The organism is Labrys sp. 22185 (assembly GCF_052045555.1).
Lineage (GTDB): Bacteria > Pseudomonadota > Alphaproteobacteria > Rhizobiales > Labraceae > Labrys > Labrys neptuniae.
Genome location: NZ_JBQEPH010000032.1, coordinates 18,443 through 40,923 on the forward strand (window position 1 = coordinate 18,443; position 22,481 = coordinate 40,923).

At 62.2% G+C, this 22,481-nt stretch carries 22 protein-coding genes; 9 read left to right on the forward strand and 13 right to left on the reverse strand.

Annotated features, from left to right (window positions below):
- Positions 1-8: 8 nt before the first annotated feature.
- The 4 genes from ACTJKX_RS32215 to ACTJKX_RS32230 form a co-directional block, all read right to left on the reverse strand.
- Positions 9-1,115 (reverse strand): carbohydrate ABC transporter permease, encoded by a 1,107-nt coding sequence (locus tag ACTJKX_RS32215; protein ID WP_311932915.1) that lies wholly within the window; start codon positions 1,113-1,115, stop codon positions 9-11.
- Between the two features lie 207 nt (positions 1,116-1,322).
- Complete coding sequence (locus ACTJKX_RS32220; RefSeq protein WP_440727746.1) at positions 1,323-2,993, reverse strand: extracellular solute-binding protein; 1,671 nt, start codon at positions 2,991-2,993, stop codon at positions 1,323-1,325.
- Positions 2,994-3,230: 237 nt separating this feature from the next.
- On the reverse strand, positions 3,231-4,292 hold the full coding sequence (locus tag ACTJKX_RS32225) for an ABC transporter ATP-binding protein (RefSeq protein ID WP_311932912.1): 1,062 nt from the start codon (positions 4,290-4,292) through the stop codon (positions 3,231-3,233).
- Positions 4,293-4,513: 221 nt separating this feature from the next.
- Complete coding sequence (locus ACTJKX_RS32230; RefSeq protein ID WP_440727747.1) at positions 4,514-6,325, reverse strand: amidohydrolase; 1,812 nt, start codon at positions 6,323-6,325, stop codon at positions 4,514-4,516.
- A 93-nt stretch (positions 6,326-6,418) separates the two neighbouring features.
- Here ACTJKX_RS32230 and ACTJKX_RS32235 point away from each other — a divergent pair, with 93 nt between their 5' ends.
- The 4 genes from ACTJKX_RS32235 to ACTJKX_RS32250 all read left to right on the forward strand — a co-directional run bounded on the left by ACTJKX_RS32235 (position 6,419) and on the right by ACTJKX_RS32250 (position 9,287).
- Positions 6,419-7,369 (forward strand): ABC transporter ATP-binding protein, encoded by a 951-nt coding sequence (locus ACTJKX_RS32235; RefSeq protein WP_367625045.1) that lies wholly within the window; start codon positions 6,419-6,421, stop codon positions 7,367-7,369.
- A complete protein-coding gene (locus tag ACTJKX_RS32240; protein WP_311932908.1) occupies positions 7,369-8,136 on the forward strand; it encodes an ABC transporter permease in 768 nt (255 codons plus the stop codon). Before ACTJKX_RS32235 ends, ACTJKX_RS32240 begins: the two co-directional genes overlap by 1 nt.
- 64 nt (positions 8,137-8,200) lie before the next feature.
- Positions 8,201-8,764 carry a GNAT family N-acetyltransferase gene (locus tag ACTJKX_RS32245; RefSeq protein WP_440727748.1) on the forward strand — a complete coding sequence of 188 codons (564 nt, stop codon included), beginning with the start codon at positions 8,201-8,203 and terminating at the stop codon, positions 8,762-8,764.
- Between the two features lie 31 nt (positions 8,765-8,795).
- Positions 8,796-9,287, forward strand: a complete 492-nt coding sequence (locus tag ACTJKX_RS32250; protein WP_311932903.1) for a GFA family protein — start codon at positions 8,796-8,798, stop codon at positions 9,285-9,287.
- Between the two features lie 25 nt (positions 9,288-9,312).
- Here ACTJKX_RS32250 and ACTJKX_RS32255 read toward each other — a convergent pair whose 3' ends face one another.
- A complete protein-coding gene (locus ACTJKX_RS32255; protein WP_311932901.1) occupies positions 9,313-9,774 on the reverse strand; it encodes a cupin domain-containing protein in 462 nt (153 codons plus the stop codon).
- A gap of 299 nt (positions 9,775-10,073) precedes the next feature.
- On the opposite strand from ACTJKX_RS32255, the gene ACTJKX_RS32260 reads away from it, so the two are divergent.
- Both ACTJKX_RS32260 and ACTJKX_RS32265 read left to right on the forward strand, forming a co-directional pair.
- A complete protein-coding gene (locus ACTJKX_RS32260; protein ID WP_149250444.1) occupies positions 10,074-10,283 on the forward strand; it encodes a cold-shock protein in 210 nt (69 codons plus the stop codon).
- Positions 10,284-11,413: 1,130 nt separating this feature from the next.
- Complete coding sequence (locus ACTJKX_RS32265) at positions 11,414-11,623, forward strand: cold-shock protein (RefSeq protein WP_311932900.1); 210 nt, start codon at positions 11,414-11,416, stop codon at positions 11,621-11,623.
- A gap of 588 nt (positions 11,624-12,211) precedes the next feature.
- On the opposite strand, the gene rpsU (ACTJKX_RS32270) is transcribed toward ACTJKX_RS32265, so the two are convergent.
- From rpsU (ACTJKX_RS32270) to rpsU (ACTJKX_RS32285), 4 genes are all read right to left on the reverse strand, one after another.
- Positions 12,212-12,502 carry a 30S ribosomal protein S21 gene (gene rpsU, locus ACTJKX_RS32270; RefSeq protein WP_311932898.1) on the reverse strand — a complete coding sequence of 97 codons (291 nt, stop codon included), beginning with the start codon at positions 12,500-12,502 and terminating at the stop codon, positions 12,212-12,214.
- A gap of 120 nt (positions 12,503-12,622) precedes the next feature.
- Entirely contained in the window at positions 12,623-13,108 is a 486-nt protein-coding gene (locus ACTJKX_RS32275) for a hypothetical protein (RefSeq protein ID WP_440727749.1), read from the reverse strand.
- Between the two features lie 152 nt (positions 13,109-13,260).
- A complete protein-coding gene (locus ACTJKX_RS32280; protein ID WP_440727750.1) occupies positions 13,261-14,166 on the reverse strand; it encodes an LpxL/LpxP family acyltransferase in 906 nt (301 codons plus the stop codon).
- Positions 14,167-14,762: 596 nt separating this feature from the next.
- A complete protein-coding gene (gene rpsU, locus ACTJKX_RS32285; RefSeq protein WP_311932894.1) occupies positions 14,763-15,047 on the reverse strand; it encodes a 30S ribosomal protein S21 in 285 nt (94 codons plus the stop codon).
- A 535-nt stretch (positions 15,048-15,582) separates the two neighbouring features.
- Between rpsU (ACTJKX_RS32285) and ACTJKX_RS32290 the strand changes: the two genes are divergently transcribed.
- Positions 15,583-16,062, forward strand: coding sequence for an SRPBCC family protein (locus ACTJKX_RS32290; protein ID WP_440727751.1), 480 nt, complete (start codon positions 15,583-15,585; stop codon positions 16,060-16,062).
- 54 nt (positions 16,063-16,116) lie between these two features.
- Here ACTJKX_RS32290 and ACTJKX_RS32295 read toward each other — a convergent pair whose 3' ends face one another.
- Positions 16,117-16,698 (reverse strand): dienelactone hydrolase family protein, encoded by a 582-nt coding sequence (locus tag ACTJKX_RS32295; protein WP_311932892.1) that lies wholly within the window; start codon positions 16,696-16,698, stop codon positions 16,117-16,119.
- 348 nt (positions 16,699-17,046) lie between these two features.
- On the opposite strand from ACTJKX_RS32295, the gene ACTJKX_RS32300 reads away from it, so the two are divergent.
- Both ACTJKX_RS32300 and ACTJKX_RS32305 read left to right on the forward strand, forming a co-directional pair.
- Positions 17,047-18,105, forward strand: coding sequence for a histone deacetylase family protein (locus tag ACTJKX_RS32300; RefSeq protein WP_311932891.1), 1,059 nt, complete (start codon positions 17,047-17,049; stop codon positions 18,103-18,105).
- A 25-nt stretch (positions 18,106-18,130) separates the two neighbouring features.
- The gene (locus ACTJKX_RS32305; protein WP_311932890.1) at positions 18,131-19,438 is read left to right on the forward strand and encodes an MFS transporter; all 1,308 of its coding nucleotides are present in this window, start codon (positions 18,131-18,133) and stop codon (positions 19,436-19,438) included.
- Positions 19,439-19,537: 99 nt separating this feature from the next.
- Here ACTJKX_RS32305 and glmM read toward each other — a convergent pair whose 3' ends face one another.
- From glmM to ACTJKX_RS32320, 3 genes are all read right to left on the reverse strand, one after another.
- Positions 19,538-20,878: a phosphoglucosamine mutase gene (gene glmM, locus ACTJKX_RS32310; RefSeq protein WP_440727752.1), complete on the reverse strand. Its 1,341-nt coding sequence runs from the start codon at positions 20,876-20,878 to the stop codon at positions 19,538-19,540.
- Positions 20,879-20,973: 95 nt separating this feature from the next.
- Positions 20,974-21,441 (reverse strand): N-acetyltransferase family protein, encoded by a 468-nt coding sequence (locus ACTJKX_RS32315; protein WP_440727753.1) that lies wholly within the window; start codon positions 21,439-21,441, stop codon positions 20,974-20,976.
- Complete coding sequence (locus ACTJKX_RS32320) at positions 21,438-22,475, reverse strand: peptidoglycan -binding protein (protein ID WP_068297785.1); 1,038 nt, start codon at positions 22,473-22,475, stop codon at positions 21,438-21,440. The genes ACTJKX_RS32315 and ACTJKX_RS32320 overlap by 4 nt, the downstream gene beginning before the upstream one ends.
- Between the last annotated feature and the right edge of the window lie 6 nt (positions 22,476-22,481).

Below are 22,481 nucleotides of genomic sequence, written 5' to 3' on the forward strand. Positions count from 1 at the left end.
CTTCCCGATCAGCTGCTGCGCTGCATGAAGCGGTTGGCGATGTTCAGGAGCACTGTGACGAAGACGATGATCGCCACCAGATAGAACATCGCCAGCATGGTGCCGTAGCCGACATTCGAGCGATCCCTATACTCGCGATAGATGAAGCTCGACACGGTGTCCGTCGCCCCGCCCGGGCCGCCGGAGGTGGTGTTGATCACGATGTCTGCGAGCTTGAGCTTGAAGATGATGCGCAGCACGATCGCCGTGATCGAGACGGGCAGCATCAGGGGGAAGATCATCTCCTTGAACTGCTGCCAGCCCGAGGCGCCGTCGATCTTGGAGGCTTCCATCACCTCCTTGGGCAAAGCTTGCAGGCCGGCGAGCAGCAGGATCATCAGGAAGGGGATCGAGACCCAGGCATCCATTGCTTCGATCGAGAGGCGGGCGATCCAGGGCTGGGTAAAGAAGGTCGGCTGCGACCAGCCCAGCTCCCGCATCAGCCGCGCCACCGGCCCGTAGCGATATTCCATCATCGATTTGCCGACCATCCAGCTCACCGCCACGGGGCTGAGCATGAAGGGCAGGAGGAAGGCGACGCGGAAGAATTTGCGGGCCCTGATCTCGGCGTTGAGCAGGAGGGCGAGGCCGAAGGCGATGGCGTATTCCACCAGCACCATCAGCACGTAGAACACCATGTTGGCCAGAGCGTTCCAGAAATCGGGGTCGTGGAAGAGCGCGACGAGGTTGTCGAGCCCGTTGAAGCGCTGGCCGGCGAAGGAGGAGAGATTCCAGTCGGTCAGGGCGATGTAGAAGCCGAAAATGGTGGGGAAGATCACCATCGCCACGGTGAACAGCACGGCCGGCAGGATGAACAGCGCCCGCTCGCCCGCTTCCCCCCGCATCAGCACCTGCCCGACGCCGAGCGCCACCGACCACAGCACGAAGGCGTAGAGCACGGGACGCCAATTGTCGAAGCCGAGGGCCAGGCCCTGGTTCTCGTGCAGGAACTGCACCAGGGCGGCAACGACGAGGAGTACGGAGGCCAGGCCGATCAGGACGCGGCCCAGGAGGATGCGGCCGCTCGGGATGGAGCTTGGGATGTGTGTAGCGGTTGCAGACGAGGTCGGCGGCATCTGGTCCCCAGGACGCGAAACAGGATTGAAAAGCGCGGCGCCCGCCTTCTCCCCTTGTGGGAGAAGGTGGCGCGAAGCGCCGGATGAGGGGGGCTGCGGCAGACTCAGGATAGGTCGCAAGACCCCTCATCCCCCTGCCGGGACCTTCTCCCGCAAGGGGAGAAGGAGATTCTCCTAGCAAGGGAACGTGTTTTCGACTGGACTAGACTACAGCCCCAGCGAGGCCTTGTAGAGCTTGATCTGCTTCTCGCGGCCGATCTGGTCGGTCAGCTTCTCCCAGGCGGCGGCGATCTGGTCGGCGCCTTCCTGGGCCTTGAGCTGGCCCGCATAGATCTTGGCGAGGATGTCCTCGGCCAGGCTGTAATATTGGAAGATGCCGGGGATACGCGGCTCGATCGCTCCGTTGGGGTGGTTGTAGGAGTTGAACTGCGAGTCGAGATAGTTGGAGATGAAGGCCTTGTCGTAGCCGGCCGCCACCCACTCGTCGATATTGTGCTGGCTGTTGCGATAGCACTGGAAGCCTGAGGGATAGACCGCCGTCCACAGCGCCAGGTCCTTGCCACCGAGATGGGCGGCGGCACTCCAGGCGGCTTTGTGTTTCTTCTCGTCCTTGTCGACGCGGGCCATCACATAGACGCCCCAGCCGAGATAGGCCAGATTCGGCGCGAAGTTCGGGCCGCTGGCGAGCTTGTCCCACTTGCCGGTCTTCGAATTGTAGACGTCGTCGGAGCCGGGCAGGATGTCGAAGCCGCATTTGTCGCCGATGACCGAGGAGTCGTTGGTCTTGGCGTTGGAACCGATGTCGCCCCACCACACGCACATCGAGCCGGTGCCGCCGAGGAATTGCTGGAAGCCGGTGGTGTTGGGGTCGGCGTTGAGCTGGTCGGCGGGCTCGGAGGGCAGGGCGTCGAGCACGTCCTGGATGGCGCGCACCCAGGCCGGGTTGTTGATGCGCGGCTTCATGGTGTCGACGTCGAACAACCAGGCCTTGTCGTCGGGATGCTTGGCATAGGCGGTGGCGCGGCTGCCGAGGAAGTAGAAGCCGAAACCGCCCCAGGCCTTGCAGGCGTCGAGATAGCCATAGGCGTCCTGGCCTTCGACCTGCTTGCCCTTGAGGAATTTGGTCACCGCCTGCACCTGCTGCCAGGTGCGCGGCACGGCCCATTCGGTGCTGTTGCCGGCTTCCTTCCAGGCTTTGGCCAGGGCCTCGTCCTTGAAGTAGTCGGTGCGGTAGTTGAAATTGTGGGTGTCGCCGTCGATGGTGACGCGATACTGCTTGCCGTCCCAGGTGCCGACGGGCGGCTTGAGGTAGGAGACCAGATCGTCCATGTCGATCTGCTTCTTGACCCAGTCCGGCATTTCCGACGCCAGACCTTTGCCGCAGACGTCGCCCTCGAAGGGGGCGCCCATCTCGAGCAGGTCGAAATCGACCGTGCCGGTGGCGATGGCTTGCTGCAGGCGGGGATTGTAGTCAGCCTGGGCGAGATCGATCCAGTTGATCTTGGCGCCGGTATAGGCCTCCCAGGGTTTGAGGAAGCCGCGGAACAGCAGGTTGTGCAGGTTCTGGTTGTTGAGCCCCATGAAGGAGAGTTCGACGCCCTTGAACTCGCCTTCCTTGATAGAGGCCTTGGTGGCGCCGAGGCAGAGTTCGCCGACCTTCTGCCAGTCCGCATCGGTGGGCGAACCCTTGCCGACGCCGGGGATCTGCAGGATTTTGGCCCTGAGGTCGCTGGCTTCGTCCGCCATGGCCGGCTCTATGGCGGCGGTGACGCCCAGGCTGCCCATCGCGGCCAGGGCACCGACGCTTGCGGCGCTCTTGAGCAGCCCGCGGCGGCTCGCCTGCAGGGCGAGAAGATGATTGTAGTCTTCCGTTTTCACGTCGATTCTCCCGGTCTGGATGGCTCGTCTTGTTCTTGGCTGTCTGGCAGCAGGGATGTTTCTTCGAACCGCTCCGACAACGCGTGGTTGTGGCGGAGCGGCAGGATGCTAGGAAGGCCTTGTTTTCCCGTCAACAAAAAGGTCAGACCATTCCGGTGCACGGGCATCCTGGCGGTTCTTTTCGCAACGCGCGCGATGATTCCAAGAACGAACGGGACGTCCGTGCATCCGGAAATCTCAGTTCAACCGCAAACCCGTCTCGGCATCGAAAAGATGCACGGCGGCAAGATCGGGCTGAAGCGCCAGGGTCTCGCCCGAGCCGGCGGTAACCCGCTCGCGGAAGACGCCCAGCACCCTCTGCTCGCCGAGCTGGGCGAAGACCTGGGTTTCGGCCCCGGTGGGTTCCACCACGGTGATCCTGGCCTGCAGGTTGCCGCCGAGGGAAAAGTGCTCGGGGCGGATACCGTAGACGACGCGCCGGCCCTCGCTGCCGGCCGGCGCTGAAGGGACAGGCAATTCCACGCCGTCATCGGTGACGAAACGCGGCGCGGGGCTGGTTTCCAGCCGGCCCTTGATGAAATTCATGGCCGGCGAACCGATGAAGCCCGCGACGAACAGATTGGCCGGGCGGTCGTAAAGCTGCAGCGGCGAGCCGATCTGCTCGATGATGCCGTCATGCAGCACCACGATGCGATCGGCCATGGTCATGGCCTCGATCTGGTCGTGGGTGACATAGATGGTGGTGGTCTTCAGGCGCTGATGCAGTTCCTTGATCTCGGCACGCATCTGCACGCGCAGCTTGGCGTCGAGATTGGAGAGCGGTTCGTCGAACAGGAACACCTGCGGCGCCCGCACGATGGCCCGGCCCATGGCGACACGCTGGCGCTGGCCGCCGGAAAGCTGGCGGGGATAGCGCGCCAGATAGGGGCCGAGGTCGAGGATCTCGGCCGCCCGCTTTACCCGCTCGTCGATCTCGGCCTTCGGCGTCTTCCGGATCTTGAGCGCGAAGCCCATGTTCTCGGCCACGGTCTTGTGCGGATAGAGCGCGTAGCTCTGGAACACCATGGCGATGTCGCGATCGCGCGGCGGCAGGTCGTTGACGAGGCGGTCGCCGATCTTGAGGGTTCCCTCGGTGATCGGTTCCAGACCGGCGATCATGCGTAGCAGTGTGGACTTGCCGCAGCCCGAAGGCCCGACCAGCGTGACGAACTCGCCATCCTCGATATTGATCGACACGCCATGAATCACCTTCTGGGCGCCATAGGATTTCTTGACGTCGACGACATCGACTGAGGCCATGCGGCGAGGTTCCCTCTGACTGGATTTGTCGGACGAGGATTGGTAGCCGAATGCTTCGCTGTTCGGCAAGGGTAGGGCTATGGTCATCCCGTGCGCGCTACAGAGCGAAGCGGTGCGGCGCAGACACGGGACCGCGAGAGGAGAAAGGCGCCTTCTCTTGAGGGCGGTCCCGCATCTGCATCGCATCACTTCGCGCTGCAATGCGTGCGGGATGACTTCTCCTATTTGAACCCTTCGGCGCGGTAGACCTCCTTGCCGCCCACCACCGTCAGCAGCACCTCGGTCTTGGAAACCTGCTCCACGGGGATCTTGAGCGGGTTGCGGTCCAGCACGATCAGATCGGCGAATTTGCCGGGCTCCAGCGAACCGGTGACCTCGTCCTGATGCAGCTCATAGGCGGCGTCGATGGTGGCGGCCCTGAGCGCCTGGCTGATGGTCAGGCCGGGATCGGCGTTGAGCTTGCCCGGATTGCTCGGGTCGCTTCGGGTGACGGCGATCTGGAAGGCATACCATTCGTTGAGCGGATCCACCGGCCAGTCGCTGCCGAAAGCCACCCGGGCGCCAGCCTTGGAGATCTGGCCATAGGGCTCGACAAAGGGCAGGCGCTTGGGACCGGCCTGCTCCTTGATGGCGGCGACCTGGTCCGGCGAGGCCGCACCCCATTGGAAGGAGAGCACGGGAATGGCGCCGAGCTTGGCAAAGCGCGGCAGGTCGGCCGGATCGACCATCTCGTTATGCGCCAGCGCGGGCCGGATGTCCTTGCCCGGCACCTTGGCGCGCATGGTCTCGATCGCGTTGAGCGTGACGTGGACGGCACCGTCGCCATCCGTGTGCAGATGGGGATCGATGCCCGCTTCGGCGAGCCCGATCAGCAGCGGGGTGAGGCGGTCGGGCTGGACGTAGAGCGCGCCGCGCTCCGTGCCCGGCTGCCAGTCCGGCTTGTCGACACTGCCCTTGTTGACGAAATAGGGAGCCAGCGTATAGCCGGTCTGCGCCGGCGCCTGGATGACGCCGTCCATGAAGATCTTGGCGTTGCGTAGCGTGATGCCGGGTTCAGCCCGCAGCGGGCCCTGATCGAAGCGGGCGGCGAGCGTACGGACCCGCTGGACGTGGGCGTCGGCACTCTGGTCGGTGTCGGTGGCCAGCTTTGGCGCCAGATGGGCACGCGCCGTCAACTCGCCTCGCTTTTGCAGGGTCGCCCAGGCGGTCATCTCGCCCTCGTCGGCGGCCGCTTCGAGGAAGCTGGTGATGCCGCCCTTGCGCAGCGCCTCGAGCGCAGTGCGCCCGAAGGCGAGATTCTGCTCGGCCTCCTGTTCGGGCGAGAGCTTGGGCATCGCCGCCATCACCAGTGCGTCACCGCCATCCTCCAGCATGCCGGTCGGCTCGCCAGCGGTGTCGCGCACGATCTTGCCGTCCTTGGGATCGGGGGTGTCCCTGGTGACACCCGCGAGCGCCAGGGCCCGGCTGTTGGCGAGCTTGGAGTGGTAGTCGAAATTGATCACCAGGATGGGGCGCTTGGTCTTGAGCTTGTCGAGCTCGCCGCGGGCCATGTCGGTACCTGCCGGCAGCATCTTCTGGCGGAACCAGTTGTTGACGATCAGGAAAGCGTCGGCGGAGGCGTTCGGCTCTCCATCGAGACAGGCCTGGATGGCGGCCAGGGTTTGGTCGAGGGTCAGGGCCGCATAGTTGAGATTGCATCCCGTCAGGCTCTTGCCGCCGCCGAGGGGGTGCATATGGCCGTCGATGAGGCCGGGCATGGCCATGCGGCCGCCGAGATCGACCACCTTGGTCTTGGGGCCGATATGGGACTTGGCATCCGCGCCCGTACCGACGAAGACGATCCGTCCTTCGCGCACGGCCAGGGCTTCGGCCATGCTGTCCTTGCTGTCGGCCGTATAGATCGGGCCGTTGAGGTAAACCGTATCGGCAGGTCTGCTCTCCTGGGCATTGGCGCCGGCTGAACCGAGTGCCGAGATTGCGGTGAAGGCCATACAGAACAAGCCTGCCTTCAGGCTGTGGCTAATCATCTTCATTCCCCCTAAGACCCCTCCCGGTCTCCAGCGTCTTTGAAGAAACATGGTTGCACTTGGTTTGGAAAGACGCCATTTCCCCGCAGGGAGGCACGCATGAAAGCCAACAATTCACCGTCCGCCGAGGACGTCATCGTCGCGGTGTCCGGCGTCAGCAAGACCTACAAGACGGGCTTCCAGGCCCTGAAACAGATCGATCTCACCCTGCGTCGCGGCGAGATCTTCGCTTTGCTCGGGCCGAACGGGGCCGGCAAGACCACGCTGATCTCGATCATCTGCGGCATCGTCAATCCCTCCAGCGGTACGATCCGTGCCGACGGCTCCGACATCGTCAGGGATTACCGGGCCGCCCGCACCAAGATCGGGCTGGTGCCGCAGGAATTGTCGACCGATGCCTTCGAGACGGTATGGGCGACGGTGAATTTCTCGCGCGGCCTGTTCGGCAAGCCGCCCAATCCGGCCTTTCTCGAAAAGATCCTGCGCGACCTCTCGCTTTGGGAGAAGCGGGACTCGAAGATCATGGCACTGTCGGGCGGCATGAAGCGCCGCGTGATGATCGCCAAGGCCTTGTCGCACGAGCCGACCATTCTCTTCCTCGACGAGCCGACGGCGGGCGTCGACGTCGAATTGCGTCGCGACATGTGGGAGATGGTGCGCGGGCTGCGCGAGAACGGCGTGACCATTATCCTCACCACCCACTATATCGAGGAAGCCGAGGAGATGGCCGACCGCATCGGCGTGATCAACAAGGGTGAGATCATCCTGGTCGAGGACAAGACCGAGCTGATGCGCAAGCTCGGCAAGAAGCAGCTCACGCTCAGCCTGCAGCAGCCCCTCGAAGCGGTGCCGACGGCGCTTGCCGCTTATCGGCTGGATATCGCCGACAACGGCAACCAGCTCGTCTACACCTTCGATGCCAAGGACGATCCGGAAGTGCTCTCGCGCCTGCTCCACGATGTCGGCGAAGCCGGTATCGGCTTCAAGGACCTGCAGACCAGCCAATCCTCGCTCGAGGACATCTTCGTCAGCCTGGTAGGGGCGCATTGATGAACATCCACGCCATTCGCGCGATCTACGTCTTCGAGATGTCGCGGACCTTCCGCACGCTCCTGCAGTCGATCGCCTCGCCGGTGATCTCGACCTCGCTCTATTTCATCGTGTTCGGCTCGGCCATCGGCAACCACATGCCCACGGTCGGCGGCGTGAACTACGGCGCCTTCATCGTGCCCGGCCTGGTCATGCTGGCGATCCTGACCGAGAGCATTTCCAATGCCTCCTTCGGCATCTACATGCCGAAATTCATCGGCACCATCTACGAAGTGCTGTCGGCTCCGGTCTCGGTGGTGGAGATCGTCATCGGCTATGTCGGCGCGGCCGCCTCCAAATCCATATTGCTCGGGTTCATCATCCTCATCACCGCCTGGCCCTTTTCGCATTATTCCATCGAGCATCCGTTCTGGATGCTGGCTTTCCTGGTACTCACTTCGGTGACCTTCAGCCTGTTCGGGTTTCTGATCGGCATCTGGGCCGATGGCTGGGAAAAACTGCAGATCGTGCCGACCCTGATCATCACGCCGCTGACCTTCCTGGGCGGCAGCTTCTATTCGATCAAGATGCTGCCCGACTTCTGGCAGGGCGTCAGCTACGTCAACCCGGTTCTCTATCTGGTGAGCGGCTTTCGCTGGGCCTTCTATGGGGCCTCCGCTTCCGATGTCGATTTCGGGCAGAGCCTGGGCATGACGCTGGTCTTCATGCTGCTGTGCCTGGCCGTGATCGCGCTGATCTTCCGCACGGGTTGGCGGATCAAGGTGTGAGCGAAGCTTCCAGGAGCCGTCTCGCAGCGGGCGGCGATTTCATGGCAAAGCGAGATTTGAAATAATGATCGAAACACCGCGCCTTCTCCTGCGCAAACCCATTCTCGACGATTTCGAGCCCCATGCCGCCATGTGGGCGGAGCCGGAAGTCTACCGGCACATCTCGGGCAGTAGGCGCAGCCGCGAGGACATGTGGCAGCGTTTTCTCCAGGCCCATGGCACCTGGCATTTCTTCGGCTTCGGCTATTTCTCGGTGATCGAGAAGGCGAGCGGGCGCTATCTCGGCATGACCGGCTTCCAGGATGCCATGCGCGACATCGAGCCAAGCCTGGTAGGCTCGCTGGAGGCGGGCTGGGTGTTCGCCTCCCACGCCCATGGCCGGGGCATCGCTTTCGAGGCAGGCCAGGCCGCCTTCGACTGGGCGCGCGGCATGCATCCCGGCCGCAGGGTCACGGCGATCATTGCGCCTGAGAACACTGCTTCGATCCGGATCGCCCAAAAGCTCGGTCTCGAGGCCGGCCCGGACGTCACCTATCATGATTCCGTCGTTACGCTGTTCGAGGGCTGGCTGGGTGAGACCGATACCCCGGCTCGACATTCCAACGGCGGCGCAGTAGCAGGGGCGTAACGATCACAGCCATGGCCGGGAAGGTGCAAGTATGCCGAATCAACCGACACCGATGACGGGAAGCTGCCGCTGCGGGCAGGTCGAGTTCGAGGTTGCTGCTGCGCCCTTGATGACCATGGCCTGCCATTGCCGCGGCTGCCAGAAGATGACCGGGAGCGCCTATTCCCTCAGCGCGGCAATTCCTTCTGAAGGCTTTCGGGTCACCCGCGGCGAGCCCGTGATCGGCGCCCTGCATGGACCGACGAGGCATTTCTACTGCGGCCACTGCAAGAGCTGGTTGTTCACCAGGCCCGAGGGCATGGATTTCTTCGTCAATGTCCGCCCGACCATGCTGGCCGAAGCGGTATGGACGGAGCCGTTCATCGAAACCTTCACTGCGGAGAAGCTGTCCTGGGCCTCGACGCCGGCCCGTCATAGTTTCGAGCACTATCCGGCGCCCGAGATGTACCAACCCCTGATCGCCGAATTTGCCGAGCATATCGCCTTGCGTCAGGCGGATGAGGCGCCTGCCACAGGGCGTTGATCGATACCGGCGGCTGGGATTGCTTTCAGGTCTCGGCATAGGGCGTGCCGTCCTTGTGCAGGAAGCGACCGTCCGAACTGGGGCTCATCATGTCGATGTCGGAGCAATGGATCACGTCGGCGGGTGAGCGGGAGCCGATTTCGAGATAGTGCGCCATGGCACCGGATCTGTTGATCATGTGATGGCCATTGCCCGAGTCCTTGGGAAAGGCGGCGCAATCGCCGGCACGCAGGATCGTCTCGCCGCCATCCTCGACGAGAGTCAACTCGCCTTGCAGCACATAGACGAATTCGTCCTCGGCCGTGTGCCAGTGGCGCTGGCTCGACCAGTTGCCCGGCGGCAGCTGCATGAGGTTGATGCCGAAGTCCTGGAGACCGCCGGCATTGCCGAGGCGTTGGCGGACCCGTTCCGCGCAGGGAGCATCGAAGGGCGACGGATAGCCTGAGCCTTGGTGCTTGGGGACGGTGGCAAGGTCGACCTTGGGCATGGCAAACTCCCGGGTGTCACGGCCGTCGGGGCGACGACGGCAGCAGAGCGGCCATCTTGCCTTTTCCAGGCTCTTGATCAAAGGGGGCATGGATGCCGCAGGTTCAGGTGCGGTGAGAAGCCATTGTCACTTGCGGCTTGACGGGCTCCGACGTGCGGCGCACACTGATGAAGTCGATTATGGCCGGTGACCTCGATCTTCAGCGGCCAATAAGCCCTTGAATCAACCAGCCTTTCACCGACGTGATTTGGCATGGTCTTCCACCTGGAAGGTGCGAAGGAAGTTAAGAAGGGCACGATATGAGCACAGGTACTGTGAAGTGGTTCAATTCCACCAAGGGATATGGATTTATCCAGCCGGACGACGGAACACCAGACGTTTTCGTACATGTGAGCGCTGTGGAGCGTGCGGGTTTGCGGGAATTGGCGGAAGGCCAAAAGATTAGCTTCGAGTTGGTTCGTGACCGCAAGACGGGAAAATCTTCGGCCGGCGACCTCAGGGTAGGCTGAACCCGGTAGGTTGCTGCGGGCGCTTGATGACATTGCCTTCGACAATTGCTCATCAGGCCCAGCATCCCGAGTGAGAATTCTTGCTCATCGTCATTGGCGACGAGGAATGTCGGCCGCATGAAAGTATCAAAATAGAGGCAGACATGATGCGGCGGGCCTTAAGCTCGTCCGCAAGTCTTTCTACCCCAAAACTCAAGGCATTCTACTTTCCTGGCCTACTTCGTCGCACGCCGAAATCCGATTCAAGAGAAGATGGGGCGTCAGCGTCGAATCCATTCCAGAACACGACCGAAACAAAGGACAGGGGATGGGTATACACACTTTCGGAATTGGCGATCTTGTTATCTTGAAGCTTGCTCCCATCCGTCAGCAAGACAAGGCTTATGAAATTATCCGGCTGTTACCAGCTGATGGATCGGAGCCCATTTACAGGATCAAGAGCATAGGGGAGCCTTTTGAGCGGAGGGTCCGGGAGTCCGAATTGAGCGCCATGAAGATCGTCAATCGACTCAGCGTATTGCCGCCCTCCTGATCCATTGGGCCAGCCGCGCCAAATAGACCGGCTGGGGGGCATTTCAATGCCATTCAGCGAATCCCTCGATTTATCGGACGCGCCGCATATCCGATGGGTGTACTTGGACTGGTCGCAGGGATTCGCTCTCTCCCGGTGGGAGCCGGCCAGGGGGATGCGAACCACTGAGCCTCTGGCCGGAGCTACCCTTGTATGACGGTCATTCCCTGTATCGGCCTTCCAGTTTCAATGCCAAAAGTGCTTGGGGCTTCATCGCGAACATGCGCGGTAATCTTGGCAACGACATCGCAGGGCTGCCGGCCTTTGCTGCCTTCCGCAGGGCAGGTGAATAGCGCGAGGGCGCCCGATCACCGCAATCAGATGATCATGCCGAAAAAGCAAGATAATTCCTTCATTCGGCCTTTCAATGAAAAAATAAATTTACGCCTATATTTTTTTGAAAATTTACAATATATATAGAGAATTATCGATCTTGCTGATGAATTCCCAGGCAGTTTCAAATTGCCTTTGACGATTCCCTCCGACAATTTCGGTAGAAATTTAGCGCCTGCTGCATCAACGCGGCAGGTTTATCTATGTCGATTGAAAGGAAATCGTCGTGAGCACGGGTACTGTCAAATGGTTCAACTCCCAGAAGGGATATGGCTTCATCGCTCCTGAAGATGGCAGCCGGGACATTTTCGTCCATATCAGCGCCGTCGAGCGGGCTGGCATGTCGGACCTTCGCGAAGGCCAGAAAGTCAGTTTCGACGTCGTCACGGACAGCCGCAGCGGCAAGGCCTCTGCAGACAACCTGCAGACCGTGTAGAGCCAGCGTCTGCAGTCTTTGACCACGGATGTACCGGCATGGTCTGTTGAGACGCTCTGAAGAGGCCGGGTTCACACCCGGCCTTTTGTGCATCGGCCAGCAAAATGACCATCAACTCCCTCGGCGCCTCATCCGCTATCCGGTAGCATCATTGGTTTGGTCATAAGCCACGCCAAGCAGAATGTCGGTCGTCACGGGTGCTTTGAGCTTGGCCAAGTGCATGCTTGCTTCATTGCCCGTGCAAGGCCATTGGATCGAGTAGCGATCATCATTCCTCACCACGAGCCCGACCGGCGACCAGCCTCTCTCCTCGAGAGCCCATAAGATCACCATCGCTTCGCTCCGATAGGATTCTCGGGTCAGGCTGCCATCAAAGGACCAGTCTTCCAGTTGGCACGATAGCGGCGGGGCGCGGCCAATACACGCGACAGGGAGTAACAGCCCTCGCCGTCGCCTTTCCCTGGGCGTTGCCTGAATTGGGAACTGGAACAGCCATCTGCGATCCACTTGCCCAAAGCGATATAATCGTTGCGAAACATTCCCTTGCAATGACAGCGCGGTTCATCGCAAGGGGGAAACTGAAAGATGTCAGGAAACCTGAGCGGGCTTCGCCGGTGAAGGGGCTCTCGCTGGACCGCTGCGCTTAGCCGCATTTTCACGCGGTTTCGGAGGCGGGAGAAGCCCCTCGCGCTGAGCTTGTTTGCGCGCGAGCTTGCGAGCCCGGCGCACCGCTTCGGCCTTTTCCCGAGTCTTCCTTTCGGACGGTTTCTCATAGGCCCGGCGGCGCTTCATCTCGCGAAAGAGGCCCTCTCGCTGCAGCTTCTTTTTGAGTACGCGTAAGGCCTGTTCGACGTTGTTGTCCCGCACCAGCACCTGCAATGAGTCATCTCCTTTTTGGTTGGGTAGACATGGGAGCAATCTCGAACATCGTTCATTGCTCCAAAAGCTCGATCTATTCGGTGTTGTGTCGATCGGATTTGGCCGTTCAGAATCAAGCCGTCAGGCGCGCGCTATCTCATGCTCTTTGACTGCGCGCAGATGCCGCTCACTCTTGCTCCTGATGCGATAGGCCGGCTCGGCATTTTCAACGGGAAGGATATTGACGATCTCGTAATACCCACTCTGCCCCACCAGGCCGGGACGCAAATAGACGACGGTGTCACCGATCCCGAATTTGTGACATGTCGGGCCGGGCTCCCCACTAGCCGAACGCGAGGTGTTTTTGGCACCGGCTTGAACGGCATGCTTTCCCTTCAGAGGATAGTGTTCATCGTCATAGAGAGAGCGAATGGCGGAGCCTGTGTATTCGCTCGTGTCTGTGTGAATAGAGACCCCGTTAAGATTGGCCCCATACTCGTCCACGGCAAATTTTACGGCAGAGGCGAGGCTGTCAAACCGGCGATATTTTACAGAATTTCGAGTCCATCCAGCGGACTTTGATTTTACAAAAAGCTCAGAAGGAATGCAAACATCCAATTTTGACATATATCAAACTATCACTAAATTCCAGATTTGTCATTATATATCTAAAATTAAGATAGAATGGCGGCGGGATAAATTTACGGTTTCTTTGAAATATTGAGCGTCTGCACCATCCTACCAATTGCGACCGCCCTCGATGAAGGAGCGCCAGGTGTCTAGCCCCAGCGGCGGTGCGCCCACATCCATTGCTCGGGATATTCACGCACCCATTTTTCGAAGAGCCGATGAATCTGGTGCGTTGCCGCGTCGATATCGGCATTCCGATCGGCGGTGCGGGGCATGTCGAGAATCTCGGCCTCGATCCGAAAGCGCACGCCGCGCGTGCGGATGACGCGGGCCGCGACGAGCAGCGCATCGCTTCCCCTGGCAAGCAAGGCCGGAAAGGTGGTCGAAGGGGCGGGCCGATCGAAGAATGGCACGGAGAGTCCATTGCGGTCGCGCAGATCGGCCAGCAATGCGATGGCACCCCCGCCACGCACGATGCGCAGCAGCTTCTTGCCGGTATCCGCGCCCTTGACGAAAAGCCCGCGCGGATAGCGGTCGCGGCGCACCAGCGCGACATAATCGTCGACTTTCGGATTTTTCATGCGCTGATAGACGCCGGCGACCTTGATGCCATTCGTCACCGTCGGGATGACCACGAGTTCCCAATTGCCGGTATGGAGCGAGACGAAAACCACGCCCTTGCCGCTGGCCTTCACTGCCTCGATCAACGGGCCGCTCGCATCTTCGACCCGTCCGGTCTTGACGATGCGATCCACCATCAGGCTTTCGGCGAATGTTCGTCCCAGATCCATCCACATGGCACGCGCCAATGCGTCGATCTCGGCGGCGCTCTTTGCCGGATACGCCGCGGCGAGGTGCTGCAAGGCGCGCTCGTGGCGGCGCAGTCGCGGCGCGATCAGACGCCATAGGGAACCCATGGCCCAGGAACCGAAATCGAGTGGCAAGAGGTGAAGCAGGCCCACAAGGCCGCGCAGCAGGATATATTCGGCGGCGTGCTTGGTGTTGCGCCAGCTGCGCCCTGTTTCCGACGGGATCACGTTGGATATATCTGACAAATTTACCATCATCGTAACCGATATCGCCGGTTCGACCGAATGTCGCGGCGATGCATCAAGGTCGTGGGCCCGAATCTCGACTGTGGAGGATTGTGAGGCCACCAACCTTGCCTATACCGGCATCTGCGCCCGAGGCCTGTTCTTTCGGGGACTCGGCGCGGACCCGCCGCCCAGACCACAGACGGCCAGCCCTCCACCTGGAGGACCATCCGAGATTTGCACCCCTTCCCAGCCTACCTCATGGCGATCGCCGCGTCGGCCTCGTCCGCGTGGGCCTCAAGGAACTTTGACCCGGCTCCGCCATCGCACCCGCGCCTTGCCTGGAAGCCCGCAGTTCATGTTCCCGAGCCACTCTTTCGCGGGAATCCGCCACGCCCTTGAGCCTGTAAGCGGGCTCGGGGCCGTCTGCGGGCATTTGCCGGGTTACTTGATAGGGGCCTTCCTCGTGCCTTGAGATGGACGAATGAAGGGTGACGATATCGCCGACCTCAAACGCATGCTTCATCACTCACTCCTCCTTGGATGTTCTGGAGGTGTCGGGAGGCGCTCGCCGTGCCGCCAATATCGCGATCCGCGACGCGTCGAGCCGGCGACAATCAGGTCCTGGTGACGGTCGGGGGTGCACTCCTGGGTGGGCCTCCCCGTCCTCGCGACTGAGCCTTGGGCTTGGGGGCTGGCAGAAGGCCCTCGCGCTGGGCTTGCTTGCGCGCGAGCTTGCGCGCGCGGCGGACTGCCTCCGCCTTCTCGCGCACCTTGCGCTCGGACGGCTTTTCATAAGCCCTGCGCAGCTTCAGCTCACGAAGGACGCCTTCGCGCGCCAGCTTGCGCTTCAGGGCCTTGAGCGCCTGTTCAATATTGTTCTCACGAACGAGTATCAGCATACGAACTCCAAATACCAAAAACAAAAGGGCCGAACGCATTGCCGGCCCAAAGATGAATCGTAACCGTCTTGCACCAATCAACCGTTCTGATCGGTCGGGACTGAAGGCGGCGGGCACCTTTCCCTATTGCCAGCCACGGACTTACCCATCCTACGGCGGGGCCGGGAGAAGAGTTGCAGTTTCCTGGAAAAATCGCAGCCTGCAGGCAGGATGCTGCAAGAGCTTCGGTCAATCCGCCGATCGTGGAGCGTGTCTCAATCAGGCCAGCATCTCACGCACTGGCTCCGCTCCAATTTTTGGAGTTGTACACCATTCACTGTGGGATAGCTAGGATCGGATGACCGCACGGTTCGATACATCTTGTCCGCCGGCCGTCCAGGATTGACCCGGGCTTCACAGGCCGATCCTGAATGGCGGGCATGGCGTTGGAAGGGGTGTGGGCTGAAACGCGCCGAATCCCGCCATGCTTGTAACTCACGCCGTTCGCTGGGCCTTCCTACAATCCCGTCATCGAACCAAGCAACGGGAGACAGCCATGACGGATCGCAGCTACACCACCAGTTTCACGGTCGACCAGACGCCGGCGCAGGCATTCGCCGCCATCAGCAATGTGCGCGGCTGGTGGTCGGAGACTATCGAAGGCGAGACCAGCCGGGTCGGCGAGAAATTCAAATACCGCTACGAGGATCTGCATCGCTGCGAGATCCAGATACGAGAGTTGATCCCGAACAGCAGGGTCGTCTGGCACGTCCTCGACAATTATTTCAGCTTCACGCAGGACAGGTCCGAGTGGAAAGGCACCGACATCCTTTTCGAGATCGCCAGGAAGGGCGAGCAGACCGAGGTCACCTTCACTCATCTGGGGCTCGTGCCCGACTATGAATGCTATGACGCCTGTTCGGACGGCTGGCACACTTATGTCAGTGGCAGCCTGCGGGACCTGATTGCCACCGGCGCGGGTCGCCCCAATGTCGGCGAGGCCATCACGGAAAGCGAGCAGCTGCTGACCCGCTGAGATGCGGTTTGGCCGGTTCTGGAGTAGGGCGCGTTCCCATTGGCGCGCCTTGCTCTAGATGCGGTCGAGGAAATCGAGCACCCGCCGAGTGAGCAGCCGCGTTGCATCCGCGTCGAAGGATGGCAGCGAATTGTCGGCGAAGTAATGCTGGTCCCCCGCATAGAGGAACAGTTCCGCATCCTCGGCTTTCCCGACGATCTCGCGCGCCGCCTGGATGTCGCCTTCGCCGACGAAGATGGGATCCCGGTCCATGCCGTGAATCTGTACCGGAACGCCCTGCGGCCAGGGGCCGAACGCCCATTCGCCGCTGATCGGCAGGCAGGAATAGAAGAACAGGGCGCCGCGGGCGCCCGGGCGCGTCTGCGCGAGCTTCTGGGCCGGCACCACGCCGAAGGAAAAGCCGGCATAGACCAGGTCCGAAGGCAGGCCGTCGGCGCAATGCTCGGCACGAGCCCGCATGGCGTCGAAGCCGACCTCATTGATATGAGCGAGGCCTTCCTCGATGCTGGCGAAGATGCGCCCGCCGAACAGGTCCGGTGCATGCACGCGATGGCCGGCGGCGCGCAATGCGTCGGCGAATGCCCGCACGCCAGCGGTCAGGCCCTGGGCATGGTGAAACAGCAGAATCTCGGCCATCGTCGTTCCCCGCTGCCTGTGACGCCGCCAGCTAACCACGCCAATGTTGCAAATTGAAGGTCCTGCAGAAAAGCACTCCCCTCACGCAGCATTCACGAGGGCGTCGGTAAATGCGGAACCACCGACTGCAATTCCGGCATATTCCTTTCGTCAGTCCAATTCACAGGACCGGCAGCCGGATGGGTGGCATTCTCGCCAGCTTCTGCAAGATTGGGGCAAAGTTCGATTCATCCGAATCGCATTTTTCCTCTGACTTATTGTTCTGACGCATTTTCTCAGCCGAAAGATCGGCCGGCTTTTCTGGAAAATGCTTTGGGGCCTCGCATTCGTTGCCCGGAGTGTTGCTCGATGAAATTGTTCTTTTCCGACAGGCAGATGGCCCATCGGCCGACCCAATACATGATCAATGGTCGTATCGGCAGCGCCCTTGAAAATCCCGAGCGCGCGCAAACCCTGGTCGGGTCTCTCACGGCGCTCGGTCTGACGCTCGAGGAGCCGAAAGATGCGGGTCGGGCGCCGATCGAGGCCGTACATGCCGGCCATTATGTCGACTTCCTGGAGACGGCCTATCGGCGCTTCCAGGAACTGCCCAATGCCGGGCCCGAAGTCCTGCCGGCCGTCAGCCCCTATCAGGGCGCCGACGCGGCCTTCCGCCCGCGTCCTGCCCCGCGCCCGAAGGGCATTCTCGGGCAGACGGGCTGGTACATCAACGGCCTGTCCAATGCGATGACGGAGCACACCTTCTCCTCCGCCTATCTGTCGGCCCAGAGCGCCGTGGCGGCCGCCGACGATCTCATCGCCGGCGCCTTCGACAGCTTCGCGCTTTGCCGCCCGCCGGGGCATCACGCCTATGTCGATCGCGCGGCCGGATTCTGTTTCTTCAACAATGCCGCCATCGTCGCCGAGCGGCTGCGCGCCCGCTATCAGCGCGTGGCCATCATCGATTTCGATACCCATCATGGCGATGGCACGCAGGCGATCTTCTACAGCCGCGGCGACGTCTTCTTCGGCTCGACCCATACGGACCCATCCAGCTACTACCCCCATTACACCGGCTATGCCGACGAGACGGGTGAGGGCGCGGGCGTGGGAACCAACCTCAACCTGCCCTTGGCCGAAGGCAGCGGCGACGAGGCCTTCGTCGAAGCCAACCGGGCGCTGGCCGCTGCCGTGACGGCGTTCGGGGCCGAGGCGCTGGTGGTGTCCGCCGGCTGGGATGCCCATCGCGAGGATCCGCTGTCCAAGCTGGCCGTGACCACCGCCGCCTATGAGGCGATCGGTTCCGTCTGGGGTGCGCTGCCCCTTCCCGTCGTGATCGTACAGGAGGGCGGCTATTCGCTCAGCGCGGTGTCGGAAGCTGCGCCGCGCTTCGTCTCGGCGTTCCGCACGGCCCGGCCGTCACGCTGATCCAGAAATCGAGACGAGGACCATCATGACACAGACTGTGACAGCCGGCGCCCAACAGGCGCCCGAGCGCCAGCCGATCCGTGCCGCACTCGGCGCCTTCGTCGGCACCATGATCGAATGGTACGATTTCTACGTCTACGGCACGGCGGCGGCGCTGGTCTTCGGCGATGTCTTCTTCAAGTCCGAAGATCGCTTCATGGGCATCATCGCCTCGCTCGGCACCTTCGCCATCGGCTTCGTGGCCCGTCCGGTCGGCGCTCTGCTGTTCGGCCATTTCGGCGACAAGGTCGGGCGCAAGAACTCGCTGATCATCACGCTCCTGCTCATGGGCGGGGCAACCGTGCTGATCGGCCTCTTGCCGGGCTATAATTCGATCGGCATCAGCGCCGCCATCCTGCTCATCGCGCTGCGCCTGATCCAGGGCGTTGCGGTTGGCGGCGAATGGGGCGGTGCGGTGCTGATCGCCGCCGAGCATGCACCGCCGAAGTGGAAGACTTTCCTGGCCTCGGCCCCGCAATATGGCAGCCCGATCGGCCTGATGCTGGCCGCGCTCGCCTTTCGCACGGTCTCGGATCTGCCGCGCGAGGATTTTCTCGCCTGGGGCTGGCGCATTCCCTTCCTGGCCAGCGCCGTGCTGATCATCGTGGCCTTCGCCATCCGCGCCGGCATCAAGGAGAGCCCGGAACTGATCAAGCGGCTGCAGGAAGCGCCGCAGGACGACATCGTGCCGGCCAAGGAGATCTTCCGCACGCGCGGTTATACGCTCCTGCTCGGCATGGGCCTGTGCCTGCTCGGGGTCGCCGGCTTTTACTTCCTGACCACGCTGATGACGACCTTCACCACCGAGTCGCTCGGCATCTCCAAATCCGACATCCTGAACGTGATCTTCTGGGTCGGGGTGCTCGAGCTCATCGCCTTTCCGTTCGGCTCCTGGATCGCCACCCGGTTCAACGAACGCTTTTTGCTGGTGGCGATGTCGGCCGCTGCCTTCGTCTTCGCCATCCCGATGATGATGCTGATCGTCACCGGCGATCTCGGCAATATTCGCATCGGCATCCTGGTCGGCACCTTCTTCGTCGCCGCCCATTATGCCGTGATGGCGCCTTTCCTGACACGCGCCTTCCCGGTGCATCTGCGCTATACCGGCATTTCCCTGAGCTCGTCGCTGAGCGGTGCCATCTTCAGCGGCCTGACGCCCGTCGTCGGGGTCTGGCTGGTCAAGACCTATGGCGTGCAGTGGCTGCCGCTGTCGCTGCTCTTCATGGTGATCGCCGGGCTTACTCTGCTGTCGAGCCTGTTCCTGCCCATCGAAGAGGAGCAGGTCCGGTCCTGAAGGCGCTTTGGGGGGCGGGTCTTCTGACCCGCCTTTCCGGTGAACGCGATGTTTCGTGAACGCGATGTTTCGAGCGGGTCGGAAGACCCGCTCCCCGACTCACGCTGCCTTGGTGATGGCCTCGATCACCTCGTCCACGGCAGTCTCGACGCTGACGCGGTCGTCGCCTTCGGCCATGACGCGGATGACCGGCTCGGTGCCGGAAGGACGGATGACCAGGCGGCCGCTGTCTCCGAGCTGCTTGCGCGCGCCCTCGATTGCCTTGGCGACCTTGGGATCATCAAGCACCTTGCCGCCACCTGTGCGCACATTCTTGAGGATCTGCGGCAGCGGGTCGAAGCGGTGGCAGACCTCGCTGACCGGGCGATCGGCCTTCTTGAGCACCGCCAGCACCTGCAAGGCGGCGACCAGGCCGTCGCCGGTGGTGGCGAAATCGGACAGGATGATGTGGCCCGACTGCTCGCCGCCGACATTGTAGCCCTGCGCCCGCATGCGTTCGAGCACGTAGCGGTCGCCGACCGCCGTGCGCTCGAGCTGAAGGCCGAGCCCGCCGAGATAGCGCTCCAGGCCGAGATTGGACATCACAGTGGCGACGATGCCGGGCTGGGTGAGCTTGCCCTCGTCCTTCCAGTCCGAGGCCACCACCGCCATCAGCTGGTCGCCGTCGATGACGTGCCCCTTCTCGTCGACGATCACCACGCGGTCGGCGTCGCCGTCGAGGGCGATGCCGATATCGGCACGTAATTCGCGGACCTTGCGGGCCAGGGCATCGGGTGCAGTGGAACCGACATCCTTGTTGATGTTGTAGCCATCAGGCTCGACGCCGATCGGAATGACGTCCGCCCCGAGTTCCCACAACGCTTCCGGGGCGACCTTGTAGGCGGCGCCATTGGCGCAGTCGACCACCACCCGGAGGCCATCGAGGCGGAGCTGGCGCGGCAGGGTGCGCTTGGCGAATTCGATATAGCGGGCACGCACGTCGTCGATGCGGCGGGCCCGGCCGAGATCGCGCGAGCCGGCCAGGCGCGAGGACAGGTTGGTGTCGATCAGCGCCTCGATGGAGCGCTCGGTCTCGTCGGAGAGCTTGAAGCCGTCGGGACCGAACAGCTTGATGCCGTTGTCGTCATAGGGGTTGTGCGAGGCCGAAATCATCACGCCGATGTCGCAGCGCAGCGAATTGGTGAGCATGGCCACGGCGGGTGTGGGCATCGGGCCCAGCAGCATCACGTCGACGCCGACGGCGGTAAAGCCCGCCACCAGCGCATTCTCGATCATGTAGCCCGACAAGCGGGTATCCTTGCCGATCACCACGCGATGGCGGTGCTCGCCGCGCTGGAAGGCGAGGCCGGCCGCCATGCCGACCTTCATCGCCAGTTCCGGCGTAATGACACTGTTGGCCCGACCGCGAATGCCATCGGTGCCGAAATATTTGCGATTCATGCGACAACCCCAAGATTTTCCGGCACGATTATGCCCGAAATCATGCGGAAATTTGCTTCAAAAAATGTTTTCAACCGTAACAGCCCGCTGCCTTTTCAGCGCCGCCATTCATAGTCGAAGGTCGGCAGGCCGGAGGCGGGGTTGACGCCGCTGCCGATGCGCTCGAAATCCTCGCGCTCATAGAAGCGGATCGCCCTGTCGTTGAAGGCATTGACGGTGAGGCGCAGGACGGAGCGAGCCCGCTGCTTGGCAAACAGCATCAGCAGGTGAGCGGTGCCGCTGCCCCGTTCGCTGGATGGCAAAGCGATCTGTTCCAGTTCCAGCACGTCGCTTGCCTTCTGGATCAGCACCAGCATGCCGATGATCGGGCTCGCCCCGGCGTCCTCGCGTGACGCCACGAAGATCTCAGCCTGAGATCCCTGCCAATGGGCCCACATTCCAGGCCAGCGCGCCCGGTAGTCGAAGGCGGGATAGGTTTCCTGCCAGGCTGTGCACCACAGCGAGCATAGAGCGGGTTGATCGGCTGCGCCGGCCCGGCGCAGCGTGACGGCGGTCATGCTCATCGCTCGGTCAGCTTCAGCTCGATGCGGCGGTTCTTCTTGCGCGCCTCGTCGGTACCGGCGGTATCGATCGGCTGGAATTCGGCAAAACCGGCTGCGACGAGGCGCTGTGCCGGGATCCCCTTCGACATCAGATATTGCACAACGGAGATGGCGCGGCTGGATGACAATTCCCAGTTGCTCGGAAATTGCGGCGAGTTGATCGGCCGGTCGTCGGTATGGCCGTCGACGCGCAGCACCCAGGGAATATCGGTGGGAATCTTGTCCTGCAGGTCGAGGAGGGCGGCTGCGAGCTTGTCCATCTCGGCCTTGCCCTCGGGCTGCAGCGTGGCCTGCCCCGCCTGGAAGAACACCTCCGACTGGAACACGAAACGGTCACCGACGATGCGGACATCCGGACGGTTGCCGAGCACTTCGCGCAGGCGCCCGAAGAAGTCGGAACGGAAGCGGGAGAGTTCCTGCACGCGCTGGGCCAGCGCCGCATTCAGGCGCGAGCCGAGATCGGCAATCTTGGTCTGGCTCTCGCGGTCCTTGGATTCGGAGGCGTCGAGGGCCTGTTCCAGCGCGGCGATCTGGCGGCGCAGGGCCGAGATCTGCTGATTGAGCAGTTCGACCTGCGCCATCGCCTGGTCGGAAATGCGCTTCTGGCTGTCGAGCTCACCCTGGATTTGCGCGACCTGTCCGCCCTGGGCGCTGGCGGCTGCGGCATCCTTCTGGGCGTCGTCGAGCAGGCCCTGCAAGCGCGTCTTGTCGGCATTGGCCTTGTCGAGGCCGCTGGTGAGTACCGACAGCTGTTCCTGGGCATTGCGGCCATTGGTGCGTTCCAGCGCAAGCAGCTGCGACAATTCCGCGATCTGGGCATTGAGCCGGTTGAGCGCCTCGTCCTTGCCGGTGACTTCCTGGGACAGGAAGAACTGGCCGAGCACGAAGATCGACAGGATCATGATGATGGACAGGAGCAGGGTCGACAGGGCGTCGACGAAGCCCGGCCAGTAATTGATGCCCTCGCCGCGACGGCGGCTGCGCCCAAGCGGCATTACTCT

Coding starts and splice junctions, on each gene's coding strand:
- ACTJKX_RS32215 (WP_311932915.1), bottom strand. CDS start 1,115: ATGCCGCCGACCTCGTCTGCAACCGCTACACACATCCCAAGCTCCATC.
- ACTJKX_RS32225 (WP_311932912.1), bottom strand. CDS start 4,292: ATGGCCTCAGTCGATGTCGTCGACGTCAAGAAATCCTATGGCGCCCAG.
- ACTJKX_RS32230 (WP_440727747.1), bottom strand. CDS start 6,325: ATGAAGATGATTAGCCACAGCCTGAAGGCAGGCTTGTTCTGTATGGCC.
- ACTJKX_RS32235 (WP_367625045.1), top strand. CDS start 6,419: ATGAAAGCCAACAATTCACCGTCCGCCGAGGACGTCATCGTCGCGGTG.
- ACTJKX_RS32240 (WP_311932908.1), top strand. CDS start 7,369: ATGAACATCCACGCCATTCGCGCGATCTACGTCTTCGAGATGTCGCGG.
- ACTJKX_RS32245 (WP_440727748.1), top strand. CDS start 8,201: ATGATCGAAACACCGCGCCTTCTCCTGCGCAAACCCATTCTCGACGAT.
- ACTJKX_RS32250 (WP_311932903.1), top strand. CDS start 8,796: ATGCCGAATCAACCGACACCGATGACGGGAAGCTGCCGCTGCGGGCAG.
- ACTJKX_RS32255 (WP_311932901.1), bottom strand. CDS start 9,774: ATGCCCAAGGTCGACCTTGCCACCGTCCCCAAGCACCAAGGCTCAGGC.
- ACTJKX_RS32260 (WP_149250444.1), top strand. CDS start 10,074: ATGAGCACAGGTACTGTGAAGTGGTTCAATTCCACCAAGGGATATGGA.
- ACTJKX_RS32275 (WP_440727749.1), bottom strand. CDS start 13,108: ATGTCAAAATTGGATGTTTGCATTCCTTCTGAGCTTTTTGTAAAATCA.
- rpsU (WP_311932894.1), bottom strand. CDS start 15,047: ATGCTGATACTCGTTCGTGAGAACAATATTGAACAGGCGCTCAAGGCC.
- ACTJKX_RS32290 (WP_440727751.1), top strand. CDS start 15,583: ATGACGGATCGCAGCTACACCACCAGTTTCACGGTCGACCAGACGCCG.
- ACTJKX_RS32295 (WP_311932892.1), bottom strand. CDS start 16,698: ATGGCCGAGATTCTGCTGTTTCACCATGCCCAGGGCCTGACCGCTGGC.
- ACTJKX_RS32300 (WP_311932891.1), top strand. CDS start 17,047: ATGAAATTGTTCTTTTCCGACAGGCAGATGGCCCATCGGCCGACCCAA.
- ACTJKX_RS32305 (WP_311932890.1), top strand. CDS start 18,131: ATGACACAGACTGTGACAGCCGGCGCCCAACAGGCGCCCGAGCGCCAG.
- glmM (WP_440727752.1), bottom strand. CDS start 20,878: ATGAATCGCAAATATTTCGGCACCGATGGCATTCGCGGTCGGGCCAAC.
- ACTJKX_RS32315 (WP_440727753.1), bottom strand. CDS start 21,441: ATGAGCATGACCGCCGTCACGCTGCGCCGGGCCGGCGCAGCCGATCAA.
- ACTJKX_RS32320 (WP_068297785.1), bottom strand. CDS start 22,475: ATGCCGCTTGGGCGCAGCCGCCGTCGCGGCGAGGGCATCAATTACTGG.